Below are 24,469 nucleotides of genomic sequence, written 5' to 3' on the forward strand. Positions count from 1 at the left end.
TACGTTAAGGGTAAGTTGAATCGTCCTTAAGAGGGCGAAGCTCAGCCTATTCATCTGCGGTTTATTGTGCGTCGCGGCGGAACTTTCGTGCTACTGAATGCGTTCGGGTTTGAAGCTTTCCACTGATCTCAGGGGACTTCAATTTGCATGGACGACCGCGCGTTCGCCTTCATCGCTGACAAAGCCGAGCCGGATGGCTCGCACCTCGTTGCGTTTCGCTCGCACCGCCCTGCGAGGCGCATCGCTTTGGTCGGCAACTATGTCCCTCGCAGATGTGGAATTGCGACCTTCACGGCGGACGTATTCGAGCAACTCGGCCGATTCCGGCCCGAGATATCCGTCGATGTGTGGGCGCTTGAGGATCGCGGCGCCCCGCTCGCGTACAATGGCGTTGCCGGCACGATCGATCGTGCGGATCCTGCCGACTACGCGCGCGTGGCCGAAGCCATCAATGCTAGCGGGGCGGAGGCTGTTTGGCTGCAGCACGAATACGGTATCTTCGGCGGACCCGACGGAGAAATGGTGTGCGATTTCGCCGATCGCCTCGCTGCCCCGCTCGTTCTGACCTGTCACACGGTTCTGACGGAGCCTTCGGCCAATCAGCGCCGGATCCTGGAGCACCTGATCCAGCGCGCAACCCGCATCATGGTCATGTCGCAGCGCTCACGGGATTTGCTGATCTCGGAGTTCCGTGCGCCGGGTGGTGTCGTCGAGGTGATCGAGCACGGTGCGCCCGACCGACCCTTCGGCCGCGAAGCCACGTTCAAGGCACGCCGGGGAATCGACGACCGGATAGTTCTCACGACCTTCGGGCTGATCGCGCCCAGCAAGGGTCTGGAAACCGCGATCGAGGCACTCGCGGCGATAAGGGATCGGCACCCCAACGTTCTTTACCGGATCGTCGGTGCCACCCATCCCAATCTCGTGGCACGCGAAGGCGAGGCCTATCGCGACAGTCTTAAGGCCCTCGCCGAGCGGCTGGGCGTCGGTGACATGTTGGAGTGGGACGACCGTTTCCTCGAAACGGACGAGCTTCTCGACCAGCTCGAAGCCTGCGACATCTATCTCACGCCCTATCCAAACCTCCAGCAGTCCACCAGCGGCACGCTGAGCTACGCCGTCGCTCTGGGCAAGGCGGTCATTTCCACTCCGTATGTTCATGCCTGTGAGCTTCTGGCTGACCGAGTAGGCATCATCATCGAACCGCGTTCCTCGGCTGCGATCGCCAACGCGGTCTGTCACCTGCTCGATGATCCGGTGGAACTGGCGGCGCTCAAGGCGCGTGCATACGCCAGAGGCCGCGAGACGATCTGGCCGCGCTTCGCCGCGGCGTCGGCGGCGCTCATCGAGCATGCGGTGGCGGCCCCGGCGCGCAAGGCGGATCGCGTGCATCCGTCGTTTGCAGCGGTCGCCGCGATGAGCGACTCGACCGGGATGCTGCAGCACGCCGTGGGCGTCGTGCCCGATCGCCGCCACGGCTACTGCATTGATGACAACGCCAGGGCGTTGATGCTGGTTAACGTCGCGCACGGCCTCGATCCCGCCGAGCGGCATGCACGTTCGATGATACACGCCGCCTTTATGGAGGACGCGTGGAACCCTGATGCAGGGGCTTTCCGTAACTTCATGCGCTTCGACCGGAGCTGGTGCGAAGACCGCGGTTCGGACGATTCAAACGGACGCGCGGTCTGGGCGCTCGGCCGTACCGCAGCCGATAATCCCGATGCGAACATTCGCGACTGGGCCGTGCATCTGTACGACCGCGTTCTGCCGGCGCTTTCCTCGATCGATAGCCCTCGCGCGGTCGCTTTCATCATGCTTGGCGCGGCGGCAACTTTGCGCAAGCGCGCCGGACACCCGGGCTCAACAAGGGCGCTCGAGCGCGGAGCGGACCTTCTCGAGCGCCTCTTGGGCGGCGCCCGCCGGCCCGATTGGGCCTGGTTCGAGGCGGTCCTCGGCTACGACAACCCCCGGCTGCCCCAAGCCCTGATCGAGGCTGGAGAGGCGCTCGGCCGGCAGCAGTGGATCGACACCGGCCTCGAAACACTCGCGTGGATTGCCGACCGTCAGACCGCGACTGAAGGGCATTTCCGGCCGATCGGGTCGGAAACCTTCGGCCGCCCGCACGCGCAGTTGCCCTTCGACCAGCAACCGCTGGAGGCACAGGCTGCTATCGAAGCGGCGCTATCCGCTTGGCGAGTGACGCACGATGCGCGCTGGCGGGTGCACGGCCAGGCAGCGTGGAACTGGTTCTTCGGAGCCAACGATCGCGGCGTAGTTCTGGCCGATCTGGAGAGCGGGCGCTGCCGTGACGGCGTCACGCCGCGCGGGGCGAATCTGAATTGCGGGGCTGAATCGATCCTCGCGTTTCAACTCGGGCATTATTCCATGCTAGCGCTCGCGCCGGAGATTGCCGGCGATTCGGGGAAGCGGGTTGAAGACCGAACAGAGGCCGGCCGCCGGCCCCTTGCATATACTTGACACTCGGCTTCACGCTGACCCTTCGCGCGTAGTCCTCCGGCCGTTCCATCTGGGATGGCAGGCAAAGAATGCCGCGGGTAATCGGGCCATGAAGCTGGTCGAGGATGTCGGCGCGCTGAGCGAGAATCGAGTTAAGTCCGAGTATCACAAGGTGCTGACGGATTTCCGCGAGCGTCATTGGCAGACCGAGGCCATGTTCGAGGAGCGTTGGGGCGAGGTCGAAAGCTCGCTCGGTGTCGATGGACGCAGTTTCTCGCCCATGCGCCGCAAGCTGGTGGGCGCCTACTTTTGCCACGAGTACACATACTCGGCGGCAGCCTTGATGAATCCGTCGATCGTGCCTCACCCCGACCAAAGCGGTTGTGCGGGCGGCGCCGTGCGCTTCGTGATGAGCCTGCGAGCGGTGGGAGAGGGACACATCAGCTCGATCGCCTTTCGCGAGGGCATCGCGTTTCCTGACGGACGTTTCGACTTGTGGCCCCAGAGTGCTTTCGCGACCTCGGTCGAACTCGACGACGCGAGCTTGTCGGATGCAGACAGTTCGGTCCTCGTACATCGCCACGCCGAGAGCAGCCTCTCGAACACGGTGATCTTTCCCATCACGGAGCAGCAACGGGGGGGGCTCGAAGACTTGCGGCTGGTCCGGTTCGACCACGGCAGTGGGGATTACGAGTTCATAGGCACGTACACGGCGTACTCCGGAACCACGATTCGGTCGGAATTGCTGCGCACGGCCGACTTCCGCCGCTTTCTACTCGAGCCGATCGAAGGCCGGGCAGGACGCAATAAGGGCATGGCGTTGTTCCCATCGAAGGTCGACGGGTACTACGCGATGGTCGGACGGCAGGATGGGAAGAATCTGTATCTCCTGCGCTCGCGCCGCCTTGATCGCTGGGATGGGGAGGGGACCTTCCTGATGGGCCCGAAGTATCCTTGGGAGTTCATTCAGATCGGCAACTGCGGCAGCCCCATCCGCACCGAACACGGCTGGCTGCTTTTCACGCACGGCGTGGGCGCGATGCGCAAGTATGCGCTCGGCTGTGCGTTGCTCGACCTCGACGATCCATCCAAGGTGATCGGGCGGACGAAAGAGCCGGTCTTGACCGCCGAGAATGCCGACCGCTCGGGTTACGTGCCCAACGTGGTATATACTTGTGGGGCGCTAAAGGTCGGAGAGCGACTGCTGGTGCCCTACGGCATTTCGGACAGTTCCGTGGGCTTCGCAACCGTGACGATCGACGATCTGCTGCAACTCATGGTGGGATAGGCGCATTGGAAGCTCCATGAACCGCACTCCCTTGATCCATCCCGTCATTCTCTCAGGCGGCAGCGGCACGCGCCTCTGGCCCCGCAGCCGCAAGGCCAAGCCAAAACCCTATCTGCCCCTGGTCGGTGAGCGAACGCTGCTCGAGGCCACGCTCGACCGCTGCATCGGCGAAGGACTGTTTGCCGAGCCGATGATTGTCGCCGGCGCCGCGCATGTTCCGCACATCGCCGACCAAGCGGGAGAGACGGCCACGATTGTCGTCGAGCCTGCAGCAAAGAACACCGCGCCAGCCATCGGCCTTGCTGCCGCGCTTTTACCAGCCGATGCAATCATGCTGGTCTGCCCGAGCGACCATCACATTGCCGATTGCGAAGCGTTTGCCTCTGCTGCCAAACGTGCTGCCCGCCTCGCGGCGAACGACTGGATGGTCGCGTTCGGGATCGCCCCGGCGCGGCCAGAGACCGGCTATGGGTACATTCGGACCGGTGAGCCGATCGAAGGCGGAAACCGTGTCGCTCGGTTCGTCGAGAAGCCCGACCTGTCGACGGCCGAGCGTTTCCTCGCCGAGGGAGGCTACGCCTGGAATGGCGGAATCTTCGCTTTCCGCGCAGGTGCTTTCATGGAGGAACTCGCGGCACACCGGCCGGCTATGGCGGATGCCGTTCGCCGTGCCATTGCCCGCGGTCGGTACGAAGGGCGAGAATTCCATCCCGCTCCCGAACCGTTTGCGATGATCGAAGGCGAGTCCGTAGACTACGCGGTGATGGAAAATACGCGGCGCGCTGCCGTTGTACCCGCCGACATGGGCTGGTCCGACATCGGTGGCTGGGATGCTCTGCGCGATGCACGCACTGGGGACGAGGCGGGCAATCGCGTGCTCGGCCCTGCCGAGTTGGTCGAATGCACCAATGTTCTGGTCGAGACCGACGGGCCGCGGGTGTCGGTTATCGGTTTGCATGATGTCATCGTGGTCGTCGATGGCGGCGAGGTGCTGGTCACGAGCGCCGCCGGTGCGCAGAGGGTCGGGAAACTGTCGGGAGCGGCCAACCAGTGAACGCGGGTCGATCCCTCGAAACAAAGGTCGTCGAAAAGCCTTGGGGCCGGGAAAATCTGCCGCCGCCGTTCGTCGCCCCCCAAGGGCAGCGCATTGGCGAGATCTGGTTCGACCCGCCGCCGGAGCTGCCCGAGTTGCTGGTGAAATACCTTTTTACCAGCGAGAATCTCTCGGTGCAGGTCCATCCCTCGGACGACCAGGCCCCGGCCGGCAGCAGGGGCAAGGAAGAATGCTGGCTGGTGCTGTCCGCCGAGCCGGGCGCGCGCTTGGCGGTGGGATTCAAGGAAGAAATCTCGGCCGCAGAGATGCGATCGGCGGCTTTGGATGGCTCGATCGAGAACCTGCTCGAATGGCACGAGGTGAGTGCGGGCGATTTCATCTATCTGACGGCGGGGACGGTGCACGCAATCGGAGCGGGCCTGTCTCTGATCGAGGTCCAGCAGAACTCAGACATCACCTATCGACTTTATGATTATGGCCGCCCGCGCGAACTTCACCTCGACGAGGGCATCGCGGTTGCGCTGGGCGGTCGACATCCCGCGAACCTTCGCCGCCACCTGCCCGAACGTGGCGCGGTGGCACTCGTCGATGGCCCGCACTTCCGGCTCGATAGGCTCGAGGGGCCTCCCGACCCGGCCTCGGTTGCCCGGTACGCGGGCGGGCCGCTGCTCGTCATTCCCACAGGCGCGCCCGTGAATATTGGCGACGCAATGATCGAGTCCGGAAGCTGCGGTTTGGCTGAATCGATCGCCGACCTTCGTATTGAGGCGGGCGCACGCTCGCTCATCGCTCAGCCTTTCTAGTCCAACACATCCTCTTGGCTTGACGCGGCCGCGATGCGTGGCACCTTGCAACCGGGTTGCCTTGCCGGGGGGGGGTGGGCGATGAGAGATGGACGAGCGAAGTTTGCGGTCTGCGCGCTGGCCCTGATGCTGGCGTCTTGCGACATGACGGTGACCGGCGCGGGCGGTTCAGCCAGCGAGGCGTCGCGCGGCGACGGCAGCGGCACAGTGCGGGTCGCGGCATACCCCGAGCAGGTGTTCTGGGGCGATACCCATCTGCACACCGACAATTCCATCGATGCGTTCGGCTTCGGCGTCAGGCTCGGACCTGAGCAGGCGCTTCGCTTTGCCCGCGGCGAAAAGGTTACGGCGACCACCGGAACCCCTGCTCAGCTCGACAGCCCGCTCGATTTCCTCGTCATTGCCGATCATTCCGACGGATTGGGCGCCACCAAGCGGCTCTACGACGCGCCGCGGCTGATGATCCGCGACGAAACGCTACTCCGCTGGCACGACATGATGCACGAAGGCCCGCAAGGCTCGCAGCGAGCGGTGTCCGAGCTCATCACGGCGGCTGCGAATGGCACCCTGCCGGAAGCCTTGCGCGATCCCGAAAACCAGGCAAAAGCCACCGAGGAGATCTGGACCCGGCATCTCGACACGATCGACCGCTTCAACGAACCTGGGAAATTCACGGCCCTGGCCGGCTTCGAATACACCCTGATGCCGGACGGCAACAACCTTCACCGTGTGGTCGTCTTCCGAGACGGTAGCGCACGGACCAAGCAAGTGCGGCCCTTCCCGGGGCTTGGCGGCCATGTCGACGAGTTGTGGGACTACATGGACGGCTACGAGAAGAAGACGGGCGGGCGATCGCTGGCCATCCCGCACAATTCAAACGTCTCCAACGGGTTGATGTTCGAGCTCACCATGCCCGGCGGGGGGCCTATGACCGCAGCCTACGCGCGCCGCCGCGCGGCACGCGAGCCGGTAGTCGAGGCGACCCAGATCAAGGGCGATAGCGAGGCGCACAAGCTGCTCAGCCCCAACGACGAGTTCGCCAGCTTCGGCGTGGCGGGGTGGGATCTGGGCAACCTCCCGCTCACCCGCCGCAGCACGCCGGACATGTTCGGCGGCAACTACGTGCGCGAGGCGCTGAAGCGCGGGCTGACGATCGAATCGCAGACCGGGGCGAATCCCTATCGTTTTGGCCTGATCGGCTCGACCGACTCGCATACGGCGCTCGCGACTGGCGACGAAGACAACTTCTTTGGAAAGCACACCGGGAACGAGCCCGGCCCAAGCCGCGCCAACAGCCCGCAGAACCTCGGGACCGACCAGGGCCGGTTCGGCTGGCACTATCTGGCGGGCGGATATGCGGGTGTGTGGGCGAGGGCCAACACCCGCGCCGAGATATTCGACGCCTTCGTGCGGCGCGAGGTCTATGCTACCACCGGCCCACGCATGACCGTTCGAATGTTCGGCGGCTTCGATTTCACCGAAGCCGATTTCGTCGGTCAGGGCTGGGTGGCCGCCGGCTACAAGCGCGGCGTGCCCATGGGCGGCGAGTTGCGCGAGGCCGGAAAGGCGCCGGTGTTCATGATCGAGGCGTTGAAGGACCCGCGCGGCGCGAACCTCGACCGAGTGCAGGTAGTGAAGGGCTGGATAGACGGCGCGGGCCGGACCCAGGAGAAGGTTTACGACGTCGCCTGGTCCGATCCGGAAAAACGACGAATGGTCGGCGGCCAGGTGCCCGCGGTGGGCGATACGGTCGATCGAGCGAAGGCGAAATACCGCAATTCGATCGGGGCGAAGCAGCTTCGCAAGCTGTGGCGCGACCCCGACTACCGCGTGGGCGAGAACGCGTTCTACTACGTACGGGTAATAGAAATCCCCACCCCCCGATGGGTGCTGTTCGACGCGCTGCGCTACAAGATCAAGCTATCGCCCGAGGCGATGAAGGAAGCGGTGGCGCAAGAGCGCGCCTATTCTTCACCGATATGGTTGACCGGAAGGACGCCGCCCCGCACTTGATGTTGGCATGACTTGGAAACGCTGGGCGCGCGAGCCGCTTGTTCATTTCCTGCTCGCAGGCGTCGCGATTTTCGTGGTGCTCGGTTGGCGGAGCGAGCCTTCCGACCCGGCGAGCCGGGAGATCCACCTTACGCGTGAGGACCAGGCCCGCCTCTCGGTCAACTTCGCCGAGGTGATGGGGAGGCCGCCGACCGACGCGGAACTCAAGGCCGTAACAAGCCGTTGGATTCGCGAGGAAATTCTTTATCGTGAGGCGTTGCGGCTGGGGCTCGACGAAGGCGACGCCGTGGTTCGCAAGCGGCTGGCGCAGAAGATGGACGTCATCGCCGCCAGCGCCGCGGACGCCGAAACACCCAGCAATGAAGCGCTTGAAAAGTGGCGAAACAGCCATCCGGAGCGCTTTGCCCAAGATATGAAACTTTCATTCGACCAACTCTACTTCACTTCGCGTGGGCGGGCCGTGGTCGCCAAGACTCTGCTGGGCGGCGGGGCTGACTGGACCAAGGTCGGCGATCCGGTCTCCCTCCCTCCGCACTTCGAGGAAGCCCGCACGTCCGCCGTTGCTTCGGAAATGGGCGACGAGTTCGCCCGCGCGGCGGCGCGGCTCACGGCCGGCCGCGAGTGGCAGGGCCCCATCGAAAGCGCCCTCGGCTGGCATCTGGTCCGCTTGACCGCCCGCCAGCCCGGCACGCTCCCGCCACTCGCCGCGATCCGCCAGCGAGTGGAGGACGACTGGCGCGCCGAGACCGGGCGGGGGCGGCAGGACGCCGCTTACCGCACGCTGCGCAGCGCCTACACGGTGAAGATCGACGAGTGAGGTGGCTGCTCGCCGCGCTGCTGATGCTGCTCGGGCCAGCCGCTCAGGCGGACGAGCTGCGGCCGGGCTTCGTCGAGCTCCGCCAGACCGGCGAAAGCCGCTGGTCGCTCGGCTGGAAACAGCCGCTGGTGACGCGCGGCGAGCCGAAGCTGGTGGTGCCCTTGCTGCCGGCGAACTGCCGTCTGGTCGATGGGCCTCACCAGCGCCTGGCAGCGCTAGCGCTGATCGGCAGTGCGGCGCTCGAGTGCCGCGGGGAGCTATCCGGCAAGCGCGCAGGATACAGCGTGATCCTCGGCGGCGGGGACGCGCTGTTGCGGGTCGCCCCCCTCGGCGGGCCGGTCCAGAGCTACCGGCTCACGGTGGATGCGCCATCGGTGTTCGTCGCGGGCCAGGCGCCGCCCGTGCAGGTCTGGCGCACGTACGGTCTACTGGGGATCGAGCACATCCTGGCCGGGTGGGATCACCTGCTGTTCGTGATCGCGCTGGTCCTGCTGGTTCGCCGCGGGTGGGCGGTGGCCCAAGCCGTGACCGCGTTCACGATCGCGCATTCGCTGACCCTCGTCGGCACCACGCTGGGGCTGATCGGCCTGCCCGGCCGCCCGGTCGAGGCCGTTATTGCGCTGTCGATCTTGTTCCTGGCGCTGGAACTGGTGCGGCCCCGCGACGGTCCGAGCCTTACCGTGCGCTACCCCTGGGCGATCGCCTTCGCCTTCGGCTTGTTCCACGGGTTCGGCTTCGCCGGGGCGCTGCGCGAGATCGGCCTGCCGGAGGGCGAGGTGCCGGCCGCGCTTCTCGCCTTCAACCTTGGCGTAGAAGCCGGCCAACTGGCGGTCGTCGCGGGCGTGCTCGCCCTGCTCGGGGCGGTGCGCCGGATCGCCCTGCCCGCGCTTGCTCCCGGGGTGCGTATCGCCGGTTACGGGGTCGGGATAACCGCTTCGTACTGGCTGATCGAGCGGCTGGTCGCTTAGCCGAGGTCGTTGTCTTGCCATTCACCCTCTCGCGCCTACATTCAGGGGCGAAAGGACGGCCCATTCGATGAACGACGAGAAGGACCCGCGCGAGCCCGGACCGGGGGGCAACCCCTGGATCAAGAGCATGATGGTGTGGGGCGGAATTTTCCTCGCCCTTCTGCTGGTCGTCTCGATGTTCGGCCAGGCGGGGCAGACCCCCGGTTCGTCGATCCGCTATTCCGACTTCCGCGACCGGGTCGCCGCGGGGAGCGTCAAGGACGTCCAGATCGCGCCGAATGCGATCACCGGCACGATGAAGAACGGGGAAACCTTCGCGACCACCCCGGTGGCGGGCGATACCAGTCTGCCCAAGATGCTCGACGATGCCGGCGTGCAGTACAGCGGCAAGGAAGCCGAGACTCCCAATGTCTTCCTCTACCTGCTCATCCAGTCGCTTCCGTTCATCCTCATTCTCGGCATCGCCTTCTTCGCGCTGCGCCAGGTCCAGAAGGGCGGCGGCGCGGGCGGGGCGATGGGCTTCGGCAAATCGAAGGCCAAGCTGCTCACCGAAAAGCAGGGCCGGGTGACCTTCGCGGATGTCGCCGGGATCGACGAGGCGCGTGAGGAACTCGAGGAAATCGTCGAATTCCTGCGCGACCCCAACCGTTTCTCGAAGCTCGGCGGACAGATCCCCAAGGGCGCGCTGCTGGTCGGCTCGCCCGGCACCGGCAAGACTCTCCTTGCCCGCGCGATCGCCGGCGAGGCGGGCGTACCCTTCTTCACCATCTCGGGCTCCGACTTCGTCGAGATGTTCGTCGGCGTCGGCGCCAGCCGCGTGCGCGACATGTTCGAGCAGGCCAAGAAGAACGCGCCGTGCATCGTCTTCATCGATGAAATCGACGCCGTGGGCCGCCACCGCGGACATGGCCTGGGCAATTCGAACGACGAGCGCGAGCAGACGCTGAACCAGCTTCTGGTCGAGATGGACGGGTTCGAGGCCAACGAAGGCATCATCATCATCGCCGCGACCAACCGGCCCGACGTCCTCGACCCCGCGCTGCTTCGCCCGGGCCGCTTCGATCGCCAGGTCGTGGTGCCGATCCCCGACATCGAGGGCCGCGAGAAGATCCTTTCTGTGCACATGAAGAAGGTGCCCCTGGCGCCCGACGTCAACCCGCGCACGATCGCGCGCGGCACGCCCGGTTTCTCCGGGGCCGACCTCGCCAACCTCGTCAACGAGGCCGCCTTGCTCGCCGCCCGCCGCAACAAGCGGCTCGTCGCGATGCAGGAATTCGAGGACGCCAAGGACAAGGTCATGATGGGCGCCGAGCGCCGCTCCATGGTGATGACCGACGACGAGAAGAAGATGACCGCCTATCACGAGGCCGGCCACGCGCTCGTCTCGATGCACGAGCCGGCATCCGACCCGATACACAAGGCGACGATCATCCCGCGCGGTCGCGCGCTCGGCATGGTCATGCGCCTGCCGGAGCGCGACAATTACTCATACCACCGCGACAAGATGCACGCCGACCTCGCGGTCAGCATGGGCGGCCGCGTCGCCGAGGAAATCATCTTCGGGCACGACAAGGTTTCGTCGGGCGCCAGCTCGGATATCCAGTACGCTACCAGCCTTGCGCGCAACATGGTCACCAAATGGGGCATGAGCGACAAGCTCGGCCCGCTGCAGTACGAGGCCACCCAGGAAGGCTACCTCGGATACGGCGGCAGCCAGCGCACGATGGGCTCGGACGAAACCAACAAGCTGATCGATGCTGAGATCAAGGGCCTCGTGGAAGGCGCCCACCATCGCGCCACCGAGATCCTTTCCGGCGAGGAGGCCAAGCTTCACCTGCTGGCGCAGGCGCTGCTCGAGTACGAGACCCTCACCGGTGACGAAATCAAGGCGCTGCTCGACAATGGCAAGATCGACCGGCCGGATACGCCGAGCATGCCGGCGGCAAAGCCAGTACGCGGCTCGGCCATTCCCAAGGCCGGAAAGCGCTTCGGCGGAGAGGCGCCGGCCGCGTCGTAGGGGTTTCCTGTTCGCTTGGCGCGGGGTGGATCCGGCCAGTGATCTCGGCGGCGTCGGCGAGAAGGCAGCACCGGCCCCGGATCAAGTCCGGGGCGACGATTCACATAGGCGGTTTGTCGGAAAACCGCCAAGGCTGACCCAATCACTCAAGGTCGTAGGCCCGGGCTTGACCCGGGCCAGTGCTTCTCTTGGCGATGTTCGCAATACGGCGATGCGCCGCCCTTGTCAGCGTGCGATCCCAAGCTGACTCGCCGCCTGCGCCAACTGCGCCAGGCGAGCTGGATTGGCGGCCACCGCGTCTGCCAGCGCTTTGGCCGCCGCCGCATCCTGCCCCAGCGTCTTGCGGCTGCGCATCAGCATGATCCAGCCGTCGACATTGCTCGGGTCGGTGGCCAGCCTACCTTCAAGCTTGGCCACCATGCCTTCCGCCATTGCCCGCTGCTCGCCTGGCGGGATCGAGCCCGCCGCGGCGAGCTGTTCCTGCGAGGGGCCCGGAATGGCGTCGAACGCCGGGTGCGACGTGGTCGAGGCCGGGCGGCCTTCTCTCGCCGCCGCCAAGCGGCCGGAGACATCGATCTTGTTGATCTTGCCGACCTGCTCGATGGTGCGGATCAGGTCCGCCTCCCACGGCGCGCCGGGCGGGGTGTCGCCGAGCAGCGCCAGCCAGGCGTCGATCGCGCCGGGGTGGTCGCCGGCAAGGTCCTTCTCGACCGCCTGGAAGTACCGCGCGCGAGGGTCTCTGGGATCGAGCTCGATTGCCTTGGCGAAGGCCGTGCGAGCGCCGGGGGGCATAGGGTCTCGCTCGCTCGCCATGACCAGCGCCTCGCCAAGGCTCGACCACAAGGCGGCATTTTCCGGCGCGGCGGCAGCCGCCTTCTCGTAAGCGTCGGCTGCTTCGGCGAACCGCCCGGCATCGAAGTAGGCAAGGCCGAGGCGTTGCCAGGCGCCCGAGTCCTCCGGATTCGACCTCGCATCGCTTTCCAGCGCGGCCAGCGGGTCCGCGAGTGCCCCGGCGGCGGGCGCCGTTTCGCGCTCGTCATAGAGGCGATAGCCGATGGCGCCCGCCGCCAGCACCAGCGCGCCTGCCGCTATTGCTCCGCCTTTGCCAATCCGTCCCATGCTCGCCCCTTCGTTTCGCCCGGCAAGTGCCTAGCAACCGCGTGATATTCCCGCAAACTCGGCTGGATATCCTCGGGGCTACAGCTATGATGCGCTGACTTGCCGGGGGGGTAAGATGCCGGAAGGCGACGCGGGAATCTTCGATGTGGCCATTGTCGGCTCGGGCCCCGCGGGCCTGAGCGCCGCAGCACACGCCGCGACGAAAGGCATGCGCCACGTCCTCCTCGAGAAGACTGACCACCTGTCGGACACGATCTTCAAGTACCAGAAGGGCAAGCACGTGATGGCGACGCCCTCGCATCTCGTGCTGCGTGCAGACCTCGATTTCGACGCCGGCAAGCGCGAGGCGATCCTCGAGACCTGGAACCGCCAGATCGCAGAAGGGAAGGTCGAGGTCATGCTCGACGCCGAAGTCAGCGCGATCGAGGGGGCGGCGGGCGACTTCAAGCTGACGCTCAAGCGTGGCGCGACCGTCCGCGCAAAGGCGGTGGTCATGGCGATCGGCACGCAGGGCAACCCGAACCTCGTGCGCTGCCCGGTGGGGGAGGGCGCCGTCGTCCAGTACCAGCTCGACGACCCGGCCGAGTACGTCGACGAACATATCGTCGTGATCGGCGCCGGCGACGCGGGAATCGAGAACGCGATGGGGCTCGCTGCCGACCCAACGCAGGGCAACAAGGTCACGATCGTCAATCGCTCGCGCGATTTCGCAACTGCCAAGGCGGCGAACGTGCAGGCGCTGCTGGCGATGCAGTCCGAAGGCAAGATCACCGTGATGCTCGAGACCACGACATCGGCGATCGACAAGGGCGAGATCACCTTCGACACCCGCGACGGCGAGCTAAAGGCGCGGTGCGACCGCGTGATCGCGCGCATGGGCTCGGCGCCGCCCCGCGCGTTCGTCGAGGCCGCTTGCGCCGAGTTCGAAGAGCGGGAGGGCAAGCGCGCGATCAAGGTCGGTACCGGAATTGAGTTTTCCAGCCCCGACCGGGTAGCCTATCCCAAGCTCTCGCCGACGTTCGAATCCACCGTGCCTGGAATCTACGTCATCGGTGCGTTGGCCGGCTACCCGCTGATCAAGCACTGCATGAACCAGGGCTACGACGTGATCGAGTTCCTGTCGGGTAACACCAGCCTCAAACCCGCAGACGAACCGATCCTCGAGCAGAAGTTCGCCGACTTGCCGGGCGGGCGGCCGGTCGACGAATGGCTGGCGTTGTTCGGCCGCAACGTGATCATCCTGCAGGAGCTTTCCGCGCTCCAGTTGCGCGAGCTGATGCTCGATTCGACCGCGCGCTATTTCGAGCAGGGCGAGGTGATCTTCACCCGCAACGATCCGGGGTCGTCGATGTTCGCCATCGCGCAAGGCTCGGTCGCGGTCGAGGTCAATCCCGACGACACCTCGATCACCGTGCCCATCGGAGAGGGCTCGATCTTCGGCGAGGTCGGGCTGATCTCCGGCCGCCGCCGCGGTGCGACCATCCGTGCCGCCGAGCCGACGATCGCGCTCGAATTCTCGCGCAACGCCGCGCTCAAGCTGCTCGCCACCGCGCCGAGCGCGGCGCGGGCGGTCAATCGCATCTCGATCGAGCGCCAGTTGCTGCAGATGTTCGGCTCCGGCCTCACATCGGAAGATCTCACCGAAATCACCGAGGCGGCGGTAGTCGAGGATAAGCGTGCCGGCGAGGTCGTCATCTCCGAGGGGGGCGACGACAAGGATGTGTTCGTCATCCGCCGCGGCTCGATGGTGGTCGAAAAGGCGATCGGCGGACACCCTGTTTTCCTCAGCTACCTGCCGGCGGGATCCTACTTCGGCGAGATGGCGGTGATCGACGGCTCGAAGCGGTCCGCTACCGTGAAGGCCGCGGTGAAGAGCCAGGTCGTCCGCTTCCCCGGCGAGGCGTTCGCCGCGCTGCTCGAGCGCAAGCCGCGGCTGCGTGAAAAGGCGCTCGCCGACATGGCCGGGCGGCGCAAGCTCAACGCCTTCGTCGAAAGCCGCAAGGACAGCTTCGGCGATGCCGCCGACTATCACTCGCAGACCGCCAAGTTCCTCGTCGACAACGGCATCGGCGAGGCGACCGACGTCCTGTTGATCGACGAGACGCTGTGCGTCGGCTGCGACAACTGCGAAAAGGCCTGCGCCGATAGCCACGATGGCCTCAGCCGCCTCGACCGGGAGGCCGGGCGGACTTACGCCCATCTCCACGTGCCGACCTCGTGCCGCCACTGCGAGCACCCGCATTGCATGGCTGACTGCCCGCCCAACGCAATCAAGCGGGGGCCCGACGGCGAGGTGTTCATCGACGAGACCTGCATCGGCTGCGGCAACTGCCAGCGCAACTGCCCCTACGGCGTGATCCGGATGGACGCCAAGCCGCCCAAGAAGCCCGGGCTCCTGTCGTGGATGTTCCTCGGGCTCGGCCCCGGGCCCGGGGAAGCCAGCTACGCCTGGCGCAAGAAGAAAGCCGAGAGCGCCGGCAAGGAAGTGCCCAAGGTCGCGATCAAGTGCGACATGTGCTCCGGCATCGACGGCGGCCCTGCTTGCGTGCGCGCCTGCCCCACGGGCGCCGCGATCCGCGTCGGGCCGGAGAAGTTCCTCGCCGTGAGCCAGGCCGAGAAAGCCGGCTGATGGCGAGCCTCGCCGGACAGACGGGTGGCGGGCACGGGGTTCGCCCGACCGAGCACGAAAGCTTCCTCGTCCACAAACGCTTCCGCTGGCTCAAGGTCGCGCTGGCGGTGAGCCTCGTCGCCGGCCTCGGTTACGCGCTGGCGGACGTCACCCCGCGGCCCAACGGCGGCAGTTGGTACGGTTACCTGCTGGGCACGATCGGCGTGCTGCTGATCGTCTGGCTCGCGCTGCTGGGCATACGCAAGCGCGCGATGACGGAGGGCCGCTGGTCGCTGAAGGCGTGGACCTCGGCCCATGTCTATCTCGGACTTTCGCTGGTGGTGATCGGCACGCTTCACACCGGCTTCCAGCTCGGCTGGAACGTCCACACCTTGGCGTGGAGCCTGATGATGCTCGTCATCGTCTCCGGCATCTACGGTGTGGTGGTTTACGCGACGCTGCCGGAAAAGCTGTCGAACAACCGAGGCGAGATGTCGAAGAAGCAGATGGTCGAGAGCCTGGCGGCCATCGACCGCCAGCTCGACGCCGCCGCCCAGCCGCTACCGCGAGAAGAGACCGACCTCGTCATCGCCGCGCTTGAGCAGGACCCGTTTCGCGCCGGCGTGATTGCCCGGCTGACCAACAGCTATCCGGGCTGCCGCACCAACCGCGCGCTCGCCGGTTTCTCCGAGTTCCCCCAACGCAGCGCCGATTCGGAGCGTGCCTACAGCCTGCTCCAGCGCCGCGCGGCGCAGCTGGGGCAGATCCGTCGGCAGATGCGGCTGCGGGCGCTGCTCGATATCTGGCTCTACATCCACATCCCGGCGACGGTCGCGCTGCTCGGCGCGCTAACGGCGCACGTGATCAGCGTGTTCTACTACTGGTAACCCGGATTTGAGCTTCCGCGTCCGCCAGATCCAGACCACCGCTACAGGGCGCGATATCGTCCGTGAAAGGGTGGTGGAGGGCGGGCGGCTGACCATCGGCCGCTCGGCCGAGAACGACATCGCGATCCCCGATCTCGCGGTCGAGCAGCACCATGTGAACGTCAGCAGGGGCGACCACGGCGTGCTCACGTTCGAGGCCGCCGGCACGCTTGGATTCACGCTCGATGGCCGCACGCGGATGCAGGAGACCGTCGACGACGGCGGCGCAGAACTGGTCCTGGGCGCCTACCGCATCGACTTTGCTTCGGGGCCCGGCGGCGAGACCGAAGTCACCGTGCGCCCGCGCGAAGAGCGTGAAAGCGGCAAGGGAGCGGGCGGCCACGGTTTTACTCTCGGCAGCACCCTCCTGCCCTCCAAGCGCCCGGTCGCCTGGACGCTCCTGATCGCGATCTTCCTGGCGTTCCTGATTGTCCCGATCTGGTCGCATCTCAACCGCGAGCCGATAAGGCCCGACTATCGCAAATCCGGCCGGGTGGCGATGGACGCAAGCTGGACCACCGGCAAGCTCAGCCTCGCGCATCGCGGCCTCGAGGACAATTGCGAGGCCTGCCACTCCCAGGCGTTCGTGGCCGTGCGTGACGACACCTGCCTTACATGTCACGAGAAGATTGGCGACCACTCGGCCAAGCCCAGGCTGACCCTGGCACGCGGGCCGCTCAGCTGGGGCGACCAGGTTCAGCGAGACGTCGCCGACCTGTTCCACAAGCCGGGTGCCGGCGCGTGTACCGACTGCCATAGCGAACATGAAGGCGAAGGACGCATGGAGCCGCCGGCGCAACAGTTCTGCGCCGATTGTCACGGCACGATGGACGAGCGGCTGAAGACACCGCTCGGCAACGCGGCGGACTTCGGCAAAGCGCATCCCCAGTTCCAGGTCGCGGTGCTTAACCGACCCGGCGCGAAGGAGCCGATGCGGCTGTCGCTCGACCGCAACCCTAATGAATTCAACGGCCTGAAGTTTCCCCACGACCTGCATCTCGGCGTCCGGGGAGGGCCGGCGCAGATGGCACGCCGGCTCGGAACAGGGAAGGGCTACGGCGCGCCGCTCGATTGCGCCGACTGCCATACGCCCACGGCCGACGGCGTCCGCTTCCAGCCGATCGACATGGAGGAGGACTGCGGCTCGTGCCACAGCCTCGTGTTCGACCGCGTTGGGGGCACCTTCCGGACGCTGCGGCACGGCGACATCGACCAGATGCGCGCGGATCTCGCGGCGGCAGACCGGGTGCCTCGCCGCCCGATCGCCAGCGGGCGCAAGCGGCCCGGGGACTTCGCGCCGGGTGGTCTCTACTATGGCAATTTTGCTCCTCCGCAGCGGGCTTCTGTGCCGCTCGCATCGCGCGTTCTTTCGACACGCGGCGTGTGCACCGAATGCCACTTCCCGAGCGGGGACGGCGTGATGCCGGTCGTCCAGCCGAAGCGCTATATCCAGCACGGCTGGTTCGACCACGAGGATCATACGCGCGAAAAATGCACCACCTGCCACGTGGCGCCGGCCTCCAACAGCGCCACCGATGTCCTGCTACCCGGTATCAAGACTTGCCGGACCTGCCACCTCGGCGAGGATGCCGCCAAACCCAAGGTGCCCTCGACGTGCGCCATGTGTCATAGCTATCACCCGCGCGGCGAGGCAGCGCCGGCGCGGACGGGTGTCGGTCGCAAGAGGACGGAGACATAGCAGCGCACCGCTTTCTCGGTGCGCGAAAGGGGGCGGGGCGATGCTGATCGCGCAGATGACCGACATCCACATCGGGTTCGATCCCGAAGAGGAGCCCGAGGAGCTTAACCTCAGGCGCTTTCGCGCGACGCTTGCCCGGCTTCTCGGCGGTCCTAACCGCCCGGACATGCTGGTGGTGAGCGGCGACCTGACCGACCGTGCGGACCTCGAAAGCTTCATCGACGTTGCGTCCATGCTGTCCGGCTGTCCGTTCCCCGTTTGGCCGATGGTGGGCAACCACGACAGCCGGGAAGGCTTGTTCCAGGCGTTCCCCCACGTGACCGGCGAAGGCGGCTTCGTCCATTATGCGGTGGATGCCGGCGGGCTGCGGCTGCTGCTGCTTGATACACTCGAGCCGGGCCGGCACGGCGGCGCATTCTGCGAACCGCGGGCGAATTGGCTGGCTCGACAGCTTGCCGCGTACCCTGACACGCCGACGGTTATCTTCATGCACCATCCCCCCGTGGTCAGCGGGATCGACTGGATGGACCCGGGAGCGGGTGAGGACTGGATCAGCCGCTTCGGCGAAACCGTAGAGGGGCAACGCCAGATCCTGGCGATCCATTGCGGCCATCTACACCGCCCGATCACCACGACCTTCCGTGGCATTCCCCTCAGCGTCACCGGCTCGGTCGCTCCGCTGGTGGCGATGGACTTGCGGCACGTGGATCTCGACCATCCCGACGGCCGCGACCTCATCACGACGGAGCCACCCAACTATGCGCTGCATCGCTGGGATGGGCGCACGCTGGTCAGTCACTACGAGGATGTCAGCGGCTGGCACGCGTTGGCGCACTACACCGACAAGCTCCAGCCGATGATCCACGATATGTTCGGCGAGCGCGGCGGCCGCGACTAACGGGCGACGACCGGTCCTGCGCCGGATACCCAGCGGCTCATGTCCGGGGTGTCCGACACTCTCCACGGCACGCCCTTCGAAGTGAGGAACAGCTTCTCCATCTCCGGGCGATTGAATGGCCGCGAGCCGAGACGGCCGAACACGGCGATCTGCCCGCCGGTCTCGTCGACGGCGCGGTCACGGTCGAGGCCCTTGGACATCGCCAGCGCCGGTGACGGGGTCTTTGCCCACGCGATCAGCTCGGGCATCGGTGCGGGGCTGAAGCCGTAGAAGTTGGGCTGGCTGTCGGGGCTCGTCAGCTGCACCACCTTCATGCCGTTCCGCCCATCCGCGACATAAGCGAACAGCGAGGCGTTGGTGGTCGCGACGACCACGTCCTCGACGTCGTTCATTCGCCCTTCGAATGTCTCCTTACGGTAGACCGACGGCGTGGCGGGATTGGTGATGTCGAGGATGACCAGTCCTTCACCCTTGGCGGCGACATAGGCGTAAGTCCGCGCGAGATAGAGCCGGCGCGCGTCGGCAAGCGGCACGGTCCCTTCGGGGACGGCAACCGGCTGGCGCAGGTTGGTGACGTCGAACAGCTTCACGCCCTCGCGATCCGTCACCCATAGGAAACGGAATTGCATGGCGCTCGCGCGAGCGTCGTCGAGCGGCGCTACCGAGGCAAGCTGGGGCTTGAGCGGGTCGCGAAGATCGACCGTCACCAGGCCCTGGCGAGCCGTGATATAGGCGACCTCGCCGGCGAGCACGATGTGGCGTGCGCCGTCGAGCACGCCGTCCGGGTTCCAGGCAACGGCACGCTTCAGCTTGTTGTTGCGGAATTCGCCGTCGGCCATGGTGTCGACGTTGACGAGGATCAGGCCTTCCTCGGCGTCGGTGATCGCGGCGTAGCTGTAGATTGGCAGAAACGGCTGCTCTTGGTTGATCTCGCGCAGTTCGGGCGTGCTGCGGGTGGGCGCGATCGGCTGGTTGGTGGGCAGCGCCATGCAGGTGGCGTTCTTCGATTTGACGTGGGTGTCGTGGCCCAGCGCCGAAAACGGCCCGGTGGTAATGCGTTCGGAGAAGCCCTTGTTGGCGATCGACGCCACGTCATAGACGCGGAAGCCGCCCTTGCCCTCGGCGACGTAGATGTACTCGCCGCGGATCTGCAGGCAGCCCACCTTGTCGCGCGTGCCCTCGACGACGTTGGCGAAGCGTTCGAACGCGTTGGTTTCGCCCGAGAGCTTGCCGTCGAAAGTAGCGCCGCGGGTCCAGTCCTTGAGCTCGCGGCCCTGGCCCTCGACGAACTGGCGGTAGAAGTCGGGGTAGGCGTACTTGTGGAGGTAACTGCCGAGCACCGCCTGGGGCTCCTCCCACTCGGTCACGCGGGTCGCCTGGAAACCGCCCTCGAGCCCGGTCCACGCGTTGAGACCGAGGAAATTGACGTAGTTGGTTCCGAGCAGGAGCAACTGCGCCATGATGGCGTTGTTGTCGTCCTGGTCGCTGAGGTGGCAGTCCGAGCAGGTCTTCGTCTCGGTCGTGCGCACGGTGTGCGGGAAATGCGGGGCGAAGGCCTGGCTGGAAAAGCCGATGCCGCTGATCGGCGGCTGCTGGACGTAGATCCGCTCACGGTTGATGTTGGTGGAGCTGAGCACCAGCGCCGAGCTTGAACGAACAGGGGCGGTCTGGTTGCCCTTGGTCGTCATGTGCTTGCCAAGCTGAAACATCTCGTCGCGCGCCACCTGCGGGTTGTAGGTCGCGAAGTTGCGGGTGCTCTCCCCATCGAAGTGGTGATCGGGCGTCTTCCAGTTGGCCTCGATCGGCAAGTGGCAACCGCCGCAGCTGGTGGTCCAGCTCAAGTGGCAGGTGAAGCAGGCCATCTCGGGGTCGCGGTGGGCGCGTTGATCGGGGGCGATGCCTGAGCCGAACGCGAATGTGCCGTCTTCGGCCCCCGCGCGGCTCATCAGCTTGGCGCGCGCGGCCTTGGCGTTAAACCCGGGGGAACCCGGATCGACCGTATCCTTGACCAGGCTCACCCGCCATTCGAGTTCGGGATCGATGATCGAGCGTTGGATCAGCTGCCGGCGGCCGAGGCTGTCTTCGCCCCACTCGAACCGGCGCTGGCCGTCGGGGTTACGCAGAAGCGCCAGGTTGTTGCCCTTGGGCGGGGCGGCCGGGCCGCTGGTCAGCAGGTTAGGATAGGCATCGGCGGTGCCGTGGCAGTCCTTGCAGGTGATCTCGATCGCGTTGGCGACTTCGCCGTAGATGAGACCGTTGCCGTGGCTGTCCTGCGAGAAGTGGCAGTCGGCGCACTGCATGCCCTTCTCGGCGTGGATGTCCATGAGGTGGACTGTCTTGCCGGGGTTGACGCCTGCGGGGACGAATTTCCCCTCGCCCTCCTTGCGCCATTTTTCCGGATCGTCGTTGGCGACGATGTCGCCTTCGGAGTCGAGCAGATTGCCCTGGCGGTCGCGCTTGAACACCCCGCGGAAGTTCCAGCCGTGGCCGTGGTAGTCGGCGAACTGGGTGTCCTTGAGCTCGGGGTTGAGGTCGTACACGTTGCGCAGGAAATCGACGTCGGCCCACTTGCCGCGCGGAGCGGCGCCCTCGGGATTGCGCTTGGCGACCTCGCGCACTTCGGCAGCAGTCGGGTATTTCTGCTTCTCGGGCCACATCGCGGGCGCATCGGACTCGTAGTCCCACATGGTGTAGCCGAGGAAGGAGTTCAGGAAGATGTTCGGCTGGTGCATGTGGCAGTTCATGCACTGCGCGGTCGGAATCGAGCGGGTGAAGACGTGCTGGAGCGGGTGGCCCTTCTCGCGCTTGTCGGCCGTATCGTCCACATGATCAGCGAGTTCGTGCCCGTCCTTGAGCGCGCCGTGCTCGCTCTTGTGCTCCAGCTTGTCGGCGATGGTAGGGTCGGCGGTGATCGTCTGCCCATCGCGGCCATACTGGGCGTACGTCAGCGAATGGCGCGGCTCGCGGTCGTTGGCGTAAACCACGTGGCATGAGGCGCAGCCCGAGTGGCGATAGTCGCCCGGCTGGTCGTTGGTCCCCATGAACCAGGTGAACGGATCGTTGAGCCGGGTCTTGTGGATATTGAGCACCGGGATCGCCACTCGCAGGCCGGTGCCAGGGCCGCGGTTCGACTGCTTGAGGTCGGGCCGGCCGGGCTCCTCCAGGCGCTGGATCGAACCGGTTGGATTGGGGAGGCCGATCTCGGGGAAGGTCGGGTTGATCGTTCGTCCGCCGCGCTCGAATACTCGGAACACGTCGCCCGGCGGGACCACGTGCCAAGTCGGCAGTGGATAGAGCTCGCCAAGTGCGCCCCGCGCCTTCTGCCGCTCGGTCAGCTGGCCCGGGGGGCTGCCGGGGCTGACCACCTTGGCCGGCTCGCCCTCACGCGTGAACGCCTCGCCGAAGATGTAATTCTTGAAGGGGACGATGCCATTGTTGTAGCTCGCCCCGCCCCAGAGCATCGCGCCCGAGGCCATCAGGCTGCGCTCGGCCGCTTCGATCACCGGCAGGTGGCATGCCCCACACGCCTCGCGCGCGACGCGGTAGTCGCTGGGATTGATGAAGCGCACGAACTCCGGCGCTTCCTTGTTGAGCAGCGCGTAGCTTTGCTTGGGGTTGGCCGAAGAGGGGAAGTGCCAGCTTTCCGGATACTTCGGCAGCACGTGCGCCGCGTCGCGTGCAGCGACGTATGCCGGATCTTCCCGGTCGAGCAGCGCATCGCCGATCACCGCCGCGTCGCCGCCGTGGCAGTCCGTGCAACCCAGCCGCACCGCTGGCGAAAGGTGCATGGTGGGCGCGTCGCTGGCGACGTGGCACGTGGTGCAACCGTCGCTCTTGCTCGCCATTTCCTCGATGGTCTGCGTAAGCGGCGCCGCGGGATAGCTGGGGTAATCCCGCTCGACCGGCTTCTCGCCCTCGGCGGCGCGGCTGGTCGACCAGCCGACGCCGCAGACCAGCACCAGCAACGCGAACAGAGCTAGGAGGCGATCGGAACGCATCAGTAGCTGAGGACCACGTTGGCCAGCACCGAGAAGTACTGGCGGTTGTCGTGCGCATTATCGAACAGGTCCTTGAAGCCCGCTCCAGGCAGCAGCGCAGCGGCCGACAGGCGAGCGACGATGTTCTGGGTCGCCTTCGGCCGCCAGATCGCCGCCGCCGACAGATCCCAGCCGATGGCCTTGGGGACCGATCCTTCGTTGCGCAGGGCTTCTAGCGAGCTCGTGTTCTCGAACCACAGGTGATTGGCATTCGTCGACAGCCGCAGCTCGGGCGTGAGGTCGAAGTCCGCGCCTGCGCCGGCCAGCATCGTCCCGGGGTTGTTGAAGTTCGACTGCCCTTCTTCCTTGCTCGAGCGCAGCGAGGCGAGCACCCCGTTGCGATTATTGACCGAGACCGCGCGGCCCCCGCCGGCGAAGGGAATCGACTGGCGTATCCAGTAGCTGGTATCCGCGCCGGCGAAGATCGGGTTCTCGAACACCGCGTCGTAGCCGCTCTCGGTATCGTCGTATGGATCGCCGTCGCCGCTGGCGTAGAGCCCGGAAAGGCGGAAGCGCATCCAGTCGCGGTCGTAGCTTGCCTCGGCTGCCGCAAAGAACGCGCGGATTTCCGCTGCGCGGCTGGTGAAGAAGCTGTTCCGGTCCTCCCCCAGCGCGCCGTAGAGGCTAGCGGTGAGGTTGACCCGGCCTACTCGCCCATCGGCATTATAGCCGAGATAGACCACATCGTACTCGTGCGGGCGCAAGTCGCCCAGCAACGCCGGGCGCGCGGGGAAGCCGTTGTCGTCAATATGGATGTCGCCGATGCTGCCCTCGCGGTTGCGGTTGTAGGCGACCGTGACCTGGCTGGTGAGGGCGGGGATCAGGAAATCCTGACGGTACACGTTGGCAACGAACAGGAAGTCGTCCCGCGGTGTCTGCAGGATCGCGTTGAGGCCGGAGTTGGTATCCTTCTCCAGCCGCCAGAACGCCGCGAGATTGTATTGGAAGCGGTTGTTGTCGCGGTCGCCGAACAGCCGCACGCCTAGCTGCTGATCGTTGAACAAGAAGCCGCGAAAGTCGGCTTGGAACGGCTGGATGCCCACCCGAATGGAATCGAAGTCGTAGCGGTCGGATACATCGCGCAGGTGATAGTCTATGAAGGCTTCCTGCACCCCGACGAAGTGGTCGAAGCGGTGGCTTGGCTTGGAGGGTAAAACGGACAGAACCCGGCGTTCCGGCACGTCGGCGTAATTGAGGTTGACCGCCAGCGCGACGCGATACTCGACGTGCGGTGGCTTGAAGGCAGTCGAGCCCTTCGTCAGCGCGGCCCCCAGGATAAACGTTTGCGAAAGGACGTAGCTGGCGTCCTTCCCGAACACGTCGAGGCTGCCCGGCCGCTCGGTTGTCTGCACGCCCACCGGTATGGGAAAAGTGCGCGGCTCGATCACGGTGTCGCTGATCGCGCTCGCCTGAAAGAACCAGTCGTGCCCAGTGATGAGCGGCCAATCGGCGGGATCGAGGGGCCGGTCGCCCTTGAGAGTGTTCTGGTTGTAGGGATCGAACCAACGCTCCTTGACCACCCCCAGCGTCTCGATCAGGCGCCAACGGTCCGGAATGGGAATCTGGTCGGTGGGGAAGGCTTCGGGCGGCGGCGCGCGCACGGCGCCGGGGTTGTCCTGCGTGACCGCCTCCGGCAACGGCGAGTCGTAGCCGGGGCGCCGCCGCCCATCGATCGACTGGTTGTCGACTGGCGGCGGGCCGGCTTCCTCGTCGGCAGGCGCCGGCTCGTCGGCCTGGGGTGCGGCCGCCGGCATCTCTACCG

The 24,469-nt window shown here is 66.0% G+C and carries 15 protein-coding genes; 12 read left to right on the forward strand and 3 right to left on the reverse strand.

The features are described from left to right. Positions 1-147: 147 nt before the first annotated feature. The 8 genes from ACWPM1_RS03215 (at position 148) to ftsH (ending at position 11,420) form a co-directional block, all read left to right on the forward strand. Positions 148-2,481, forward strand: coding sequence for a glycosyltransferase (locus tag ACWPM1_RS03215; RefSeq protein WP_455693397.1), 2,334 nt, complete (start codon positions 148-150; stop codon positions 2,479-2,481). An 88-nt stretch (positions 2,482-2,569) separates the two neighbouring features. Continuing rightward, positions 2,570-3,748 (forward strand): glycoside hydrolase family 130 protein, encoded by a 1,179-nt coding sequence (locus ACWPM1_RS03220; RefSeq protein WP_455693398.1) that lies wholly within the window; start codon positions 2,570-2,572, stop codon positions 3,746-3,748. Positions 3,749-3,764: 16 nt separating this feature from the next. Then, on the forward strand, positions 3,765-4,802 hold the full coding sequence (locus ACWPM1_RS03225) for a mannose-1-phosphate guanylyltransferase (RefSeq protein ID WP_455693399.1): 1,038 nt from the start codon (positions 3,765-3,767) through the stop codon (positions 4,800-4,802). Then, entirely contained in the window at positions 4,799-5,605 is an 807-nt protein-coding gene (locus tag ACWPM1_RS03230) for a class I mannose-6-phosphate isomerase (protein WP_455693400.1), read from the forward strand. Before ACWPM1_RS03225 ends, ACWPM1_RS03230 begins: the two co-directional genes overlap by 4 nt. An 81-nt stretch (positions 5,606-5,686) precedes the next feature. Then, complete coding sequence (locus tag ACWPM1_RS03235; RefSeq protein WP_455693401.1) at positions 5,687-7,618, forward strand: DUF3604 domain-containing protein; 1,932 nt, start codon at positions 5,687-5,689, stop codon at positions 7,616-7,618. A gap of 7 nt (positions 7,619-7,625) precedes the next feature. After that, on the forward strand, positions 7,626-8,435 hold the full coding sequence (locus ACWPM1_RS03240; RefSeq protein WP_455693402.1) for a peptidylprolyl isomerase: 810 nt from the start codon (positions 7,626-7,628) through the stop codon (positions 8,433-8,435). Further along, the gene (locus tag ACWPM1_RS03245) at positions 8,432-9,403 is read left to right on the forward strand and encodes a HupE/UreJ family protein (RefSeq protein WP_455693403.1); all 972 of its coding nucleotides are present in this window, start codon (positions 8,432-8,434) and stop codon (positions 9,401-9,403) included. Before ACWPM1_RS03240 ends, ACWPM1_RS03245 begins: the two co-directional genes overlap by 4 nt. A 67-nt stretch (positions 9,404-9,470) precedes the next feature. Then, entirely contained in the window at positions 9,471-11,420 is a 1,950-nt protein-coding gene (gene ftsH / locus ACWPM1_RS03250) for an ATP-dependent zinc metalloprotease FtsH (protein ID WP_455693404.1), read from the forward strand. A 225-nt stretch (positions 11,421-11,645) separates the two neighbouring features. On the opposite strand, the gene ACWPM1_RS03255 is transcribed toward ftsH, so the two are convergent. After that, complete coding sequence (locus tag ACWPM1_RS03255; protein WP_455693405.1) at positions 11,646-12,539, reverse strand: tetratricopeptide repeat protein; 894 nt, start codon at positions 12,537-12,539, stop codon at positions 11,646-11,648. 115 nt (positions 12,540-12,654) lie between these two features. On the opposite strand from ACWPM1_RS03255, the gene ACWPM1_RS03260 reads away from it, so the two are divergent. The 4 genes from ACWPM1_RS03260 to ACWPM1_RS03275 are packed head-to-tail and all read left to right on the forward strand — an operon-like array spanning position 12,655 to position 18,670. Beyond that, the gene (locus ACWPM1_RS03260; protein ID WP_455693406.1) at positions 12,655-15,168 is read left to right on the forward strand and encodes a cyclic nucleotide-binding domain-containing protein; all 2,514 of its coding nucleotides are present in this window, start codon (positions 12,655-12,657) and stop codon (positions 15,166-15,168) included. Then, positions 15,168-16,034, forward strand: coding sequence for a hypothetical protein (locus ACWPM1_RS03265; protein WP_455693407.1), 867 nt, complete (start codon positions 15,168-15,170; stop codon positions 16,032-16,034). Before ACWPM1_RS03260 ends, ACWPM1_RS03265 begins: the two co-directional genes overlap by 1 nt. A 7-nt stretch (positions 16,035-16,041) precedes the next feature. Next, entirely contained in the window at positions 16,042-17,772 is a 1,731-nt protein-coding gene (locus tag ACWPM1_RS03270; RefSeq protein ID WP_455693408.1) for a cytochrome c3 family protein, read from the forward strand. A 40-nt stretch (positions 17,773-17,812) separates the two neighbouring features. After that, positions 17,813-18,670 (forward strand): metallophosphoesterase, encoded by an 858-nt coding sequence (locus ACWPM1_RS03275; RefSeq protein ID WP_455693409.1) that lies wholly within the window; start codon positions 17,813-17,815, stop codon positions 18,668-18,670. Here the strand turns inward: ACWPM1_RS03275 and ACWPM1_RS03280 are convergent. Then, entirely contained in the window at positions 18,667-22,668 is a 4,002-nt protein-coding gene (locus ACWPM1_RS03280; protein ID WP_455693410.1) for a hypothetical protein, read from the reverse strand. The genes ACWPM1_RS03275 and ACWPM1_RS03280 overlap by 4 nt on opposite strands. Continuing rightward, on the reverse strand, positions 22,668-24,461 hold the full coding sequence (locus tag ACWPM1_RS03285; RefSeq protein ID WP_455695117.1) for a hypothetical protein: 1,794 nt from the start codon (positions 24,459-24,461) through the stop codon (positions 22,668-22,670). The genes ACWPM1_RS03280 and ACWPM1_RS03285 overlap by 1 nt, the downstream gene beginning before the upstream one ends. Between the last annotated feature and the right edge of the window lie 8 nt (positions 24,462-24,469).

The organism is Tsuneonella sp. HG249, assembly GCF_053819205.1.

Coding starts and splice junctions, on each gene's coding strand:
- ACWPM1_RS03215 (WP_455693397.1), top strand. CDS start 148: ATGGACGACCGCGCGTTCGCCTTCATCGCTGACAAAGCCGAGCCGGAT.
- ACWPM1_RS03220 (WP_455693398.1), top strand. CDS start 2,570: ATGAAGCTGGTCGAGGATGTCGGCGCGCTGAGCGAGAATCGAGTTAAG.
- ACWPM1_RS03225 (WP_455693399.1), top strand. CDS start 3,765: ATGAACCGCACTCCCTTGATCCATCCCGTCATTCTCTCAGGCGGCAGC.
- ACWPM1_RS03235 (WP_455693401.1), top strand. CDS start 5,687: ATGAGAGATGGACGAGCGAAGTTTGCGGTCTGCGCGCTGGCCCTGATG.
- ACWPM1_RS03240 (WP_455693402.1), top strand. CDS start 7,626: ATGACTTGGAAACGCTGGGCGCGCGAGCCGCTTGTTCATTTCCTGCTC.
- ftsH (WP_455693404.1), top strand. CDS start 9,471: ATGAACGACGAGAAGGACCCGCGCGAGCCCGGACCGGGGGGCAACCCC.
- ACWPM1_RS03255 (WP_455693405.1), bottom strand. CDS start 12,539: ATGGGACGGATTGGCAAAGGCGGAGCAATAGCGGCAGGCGCGCTGGTG.
- ACWPM1_RS03260 (WP_455693406.1), top strand. CDS start 12,655: ATGCCGGAAGGCGACGCGGGAATCTTCGATGTGGCCATTGTCGGCTCG.
- ACWPM1_RS03265 (WP_455693407.1), top strand. CDS start 15,168: ATGGCGAGCCTCGCCGGACAGACGGGTGGCGGGCACGGGGTTCGCCCG.
- ACWPM1_RS03275 (WP_455693409.1), top strand. CDS start 17,813: ATGCTGATCGCGCAGATGACCGACATCCACATCGGGTTCGATCCCGAA.
- ACWPM1_RS03280 (WP_455693410.1), bottom strand. CDS start 22,668: ATGCGTTCCGATCGCCTCCTAGCTCTGTTCGCGTTGCTGGTGCTGGTC.
- ACWPM1_RS03285 (WP_455695117.1), bottom strand. CDS start 24,461: ATGCCGGCGGCCGCACCCCAGGCCGACGAGCCGGCGCCTGCCGACGAG.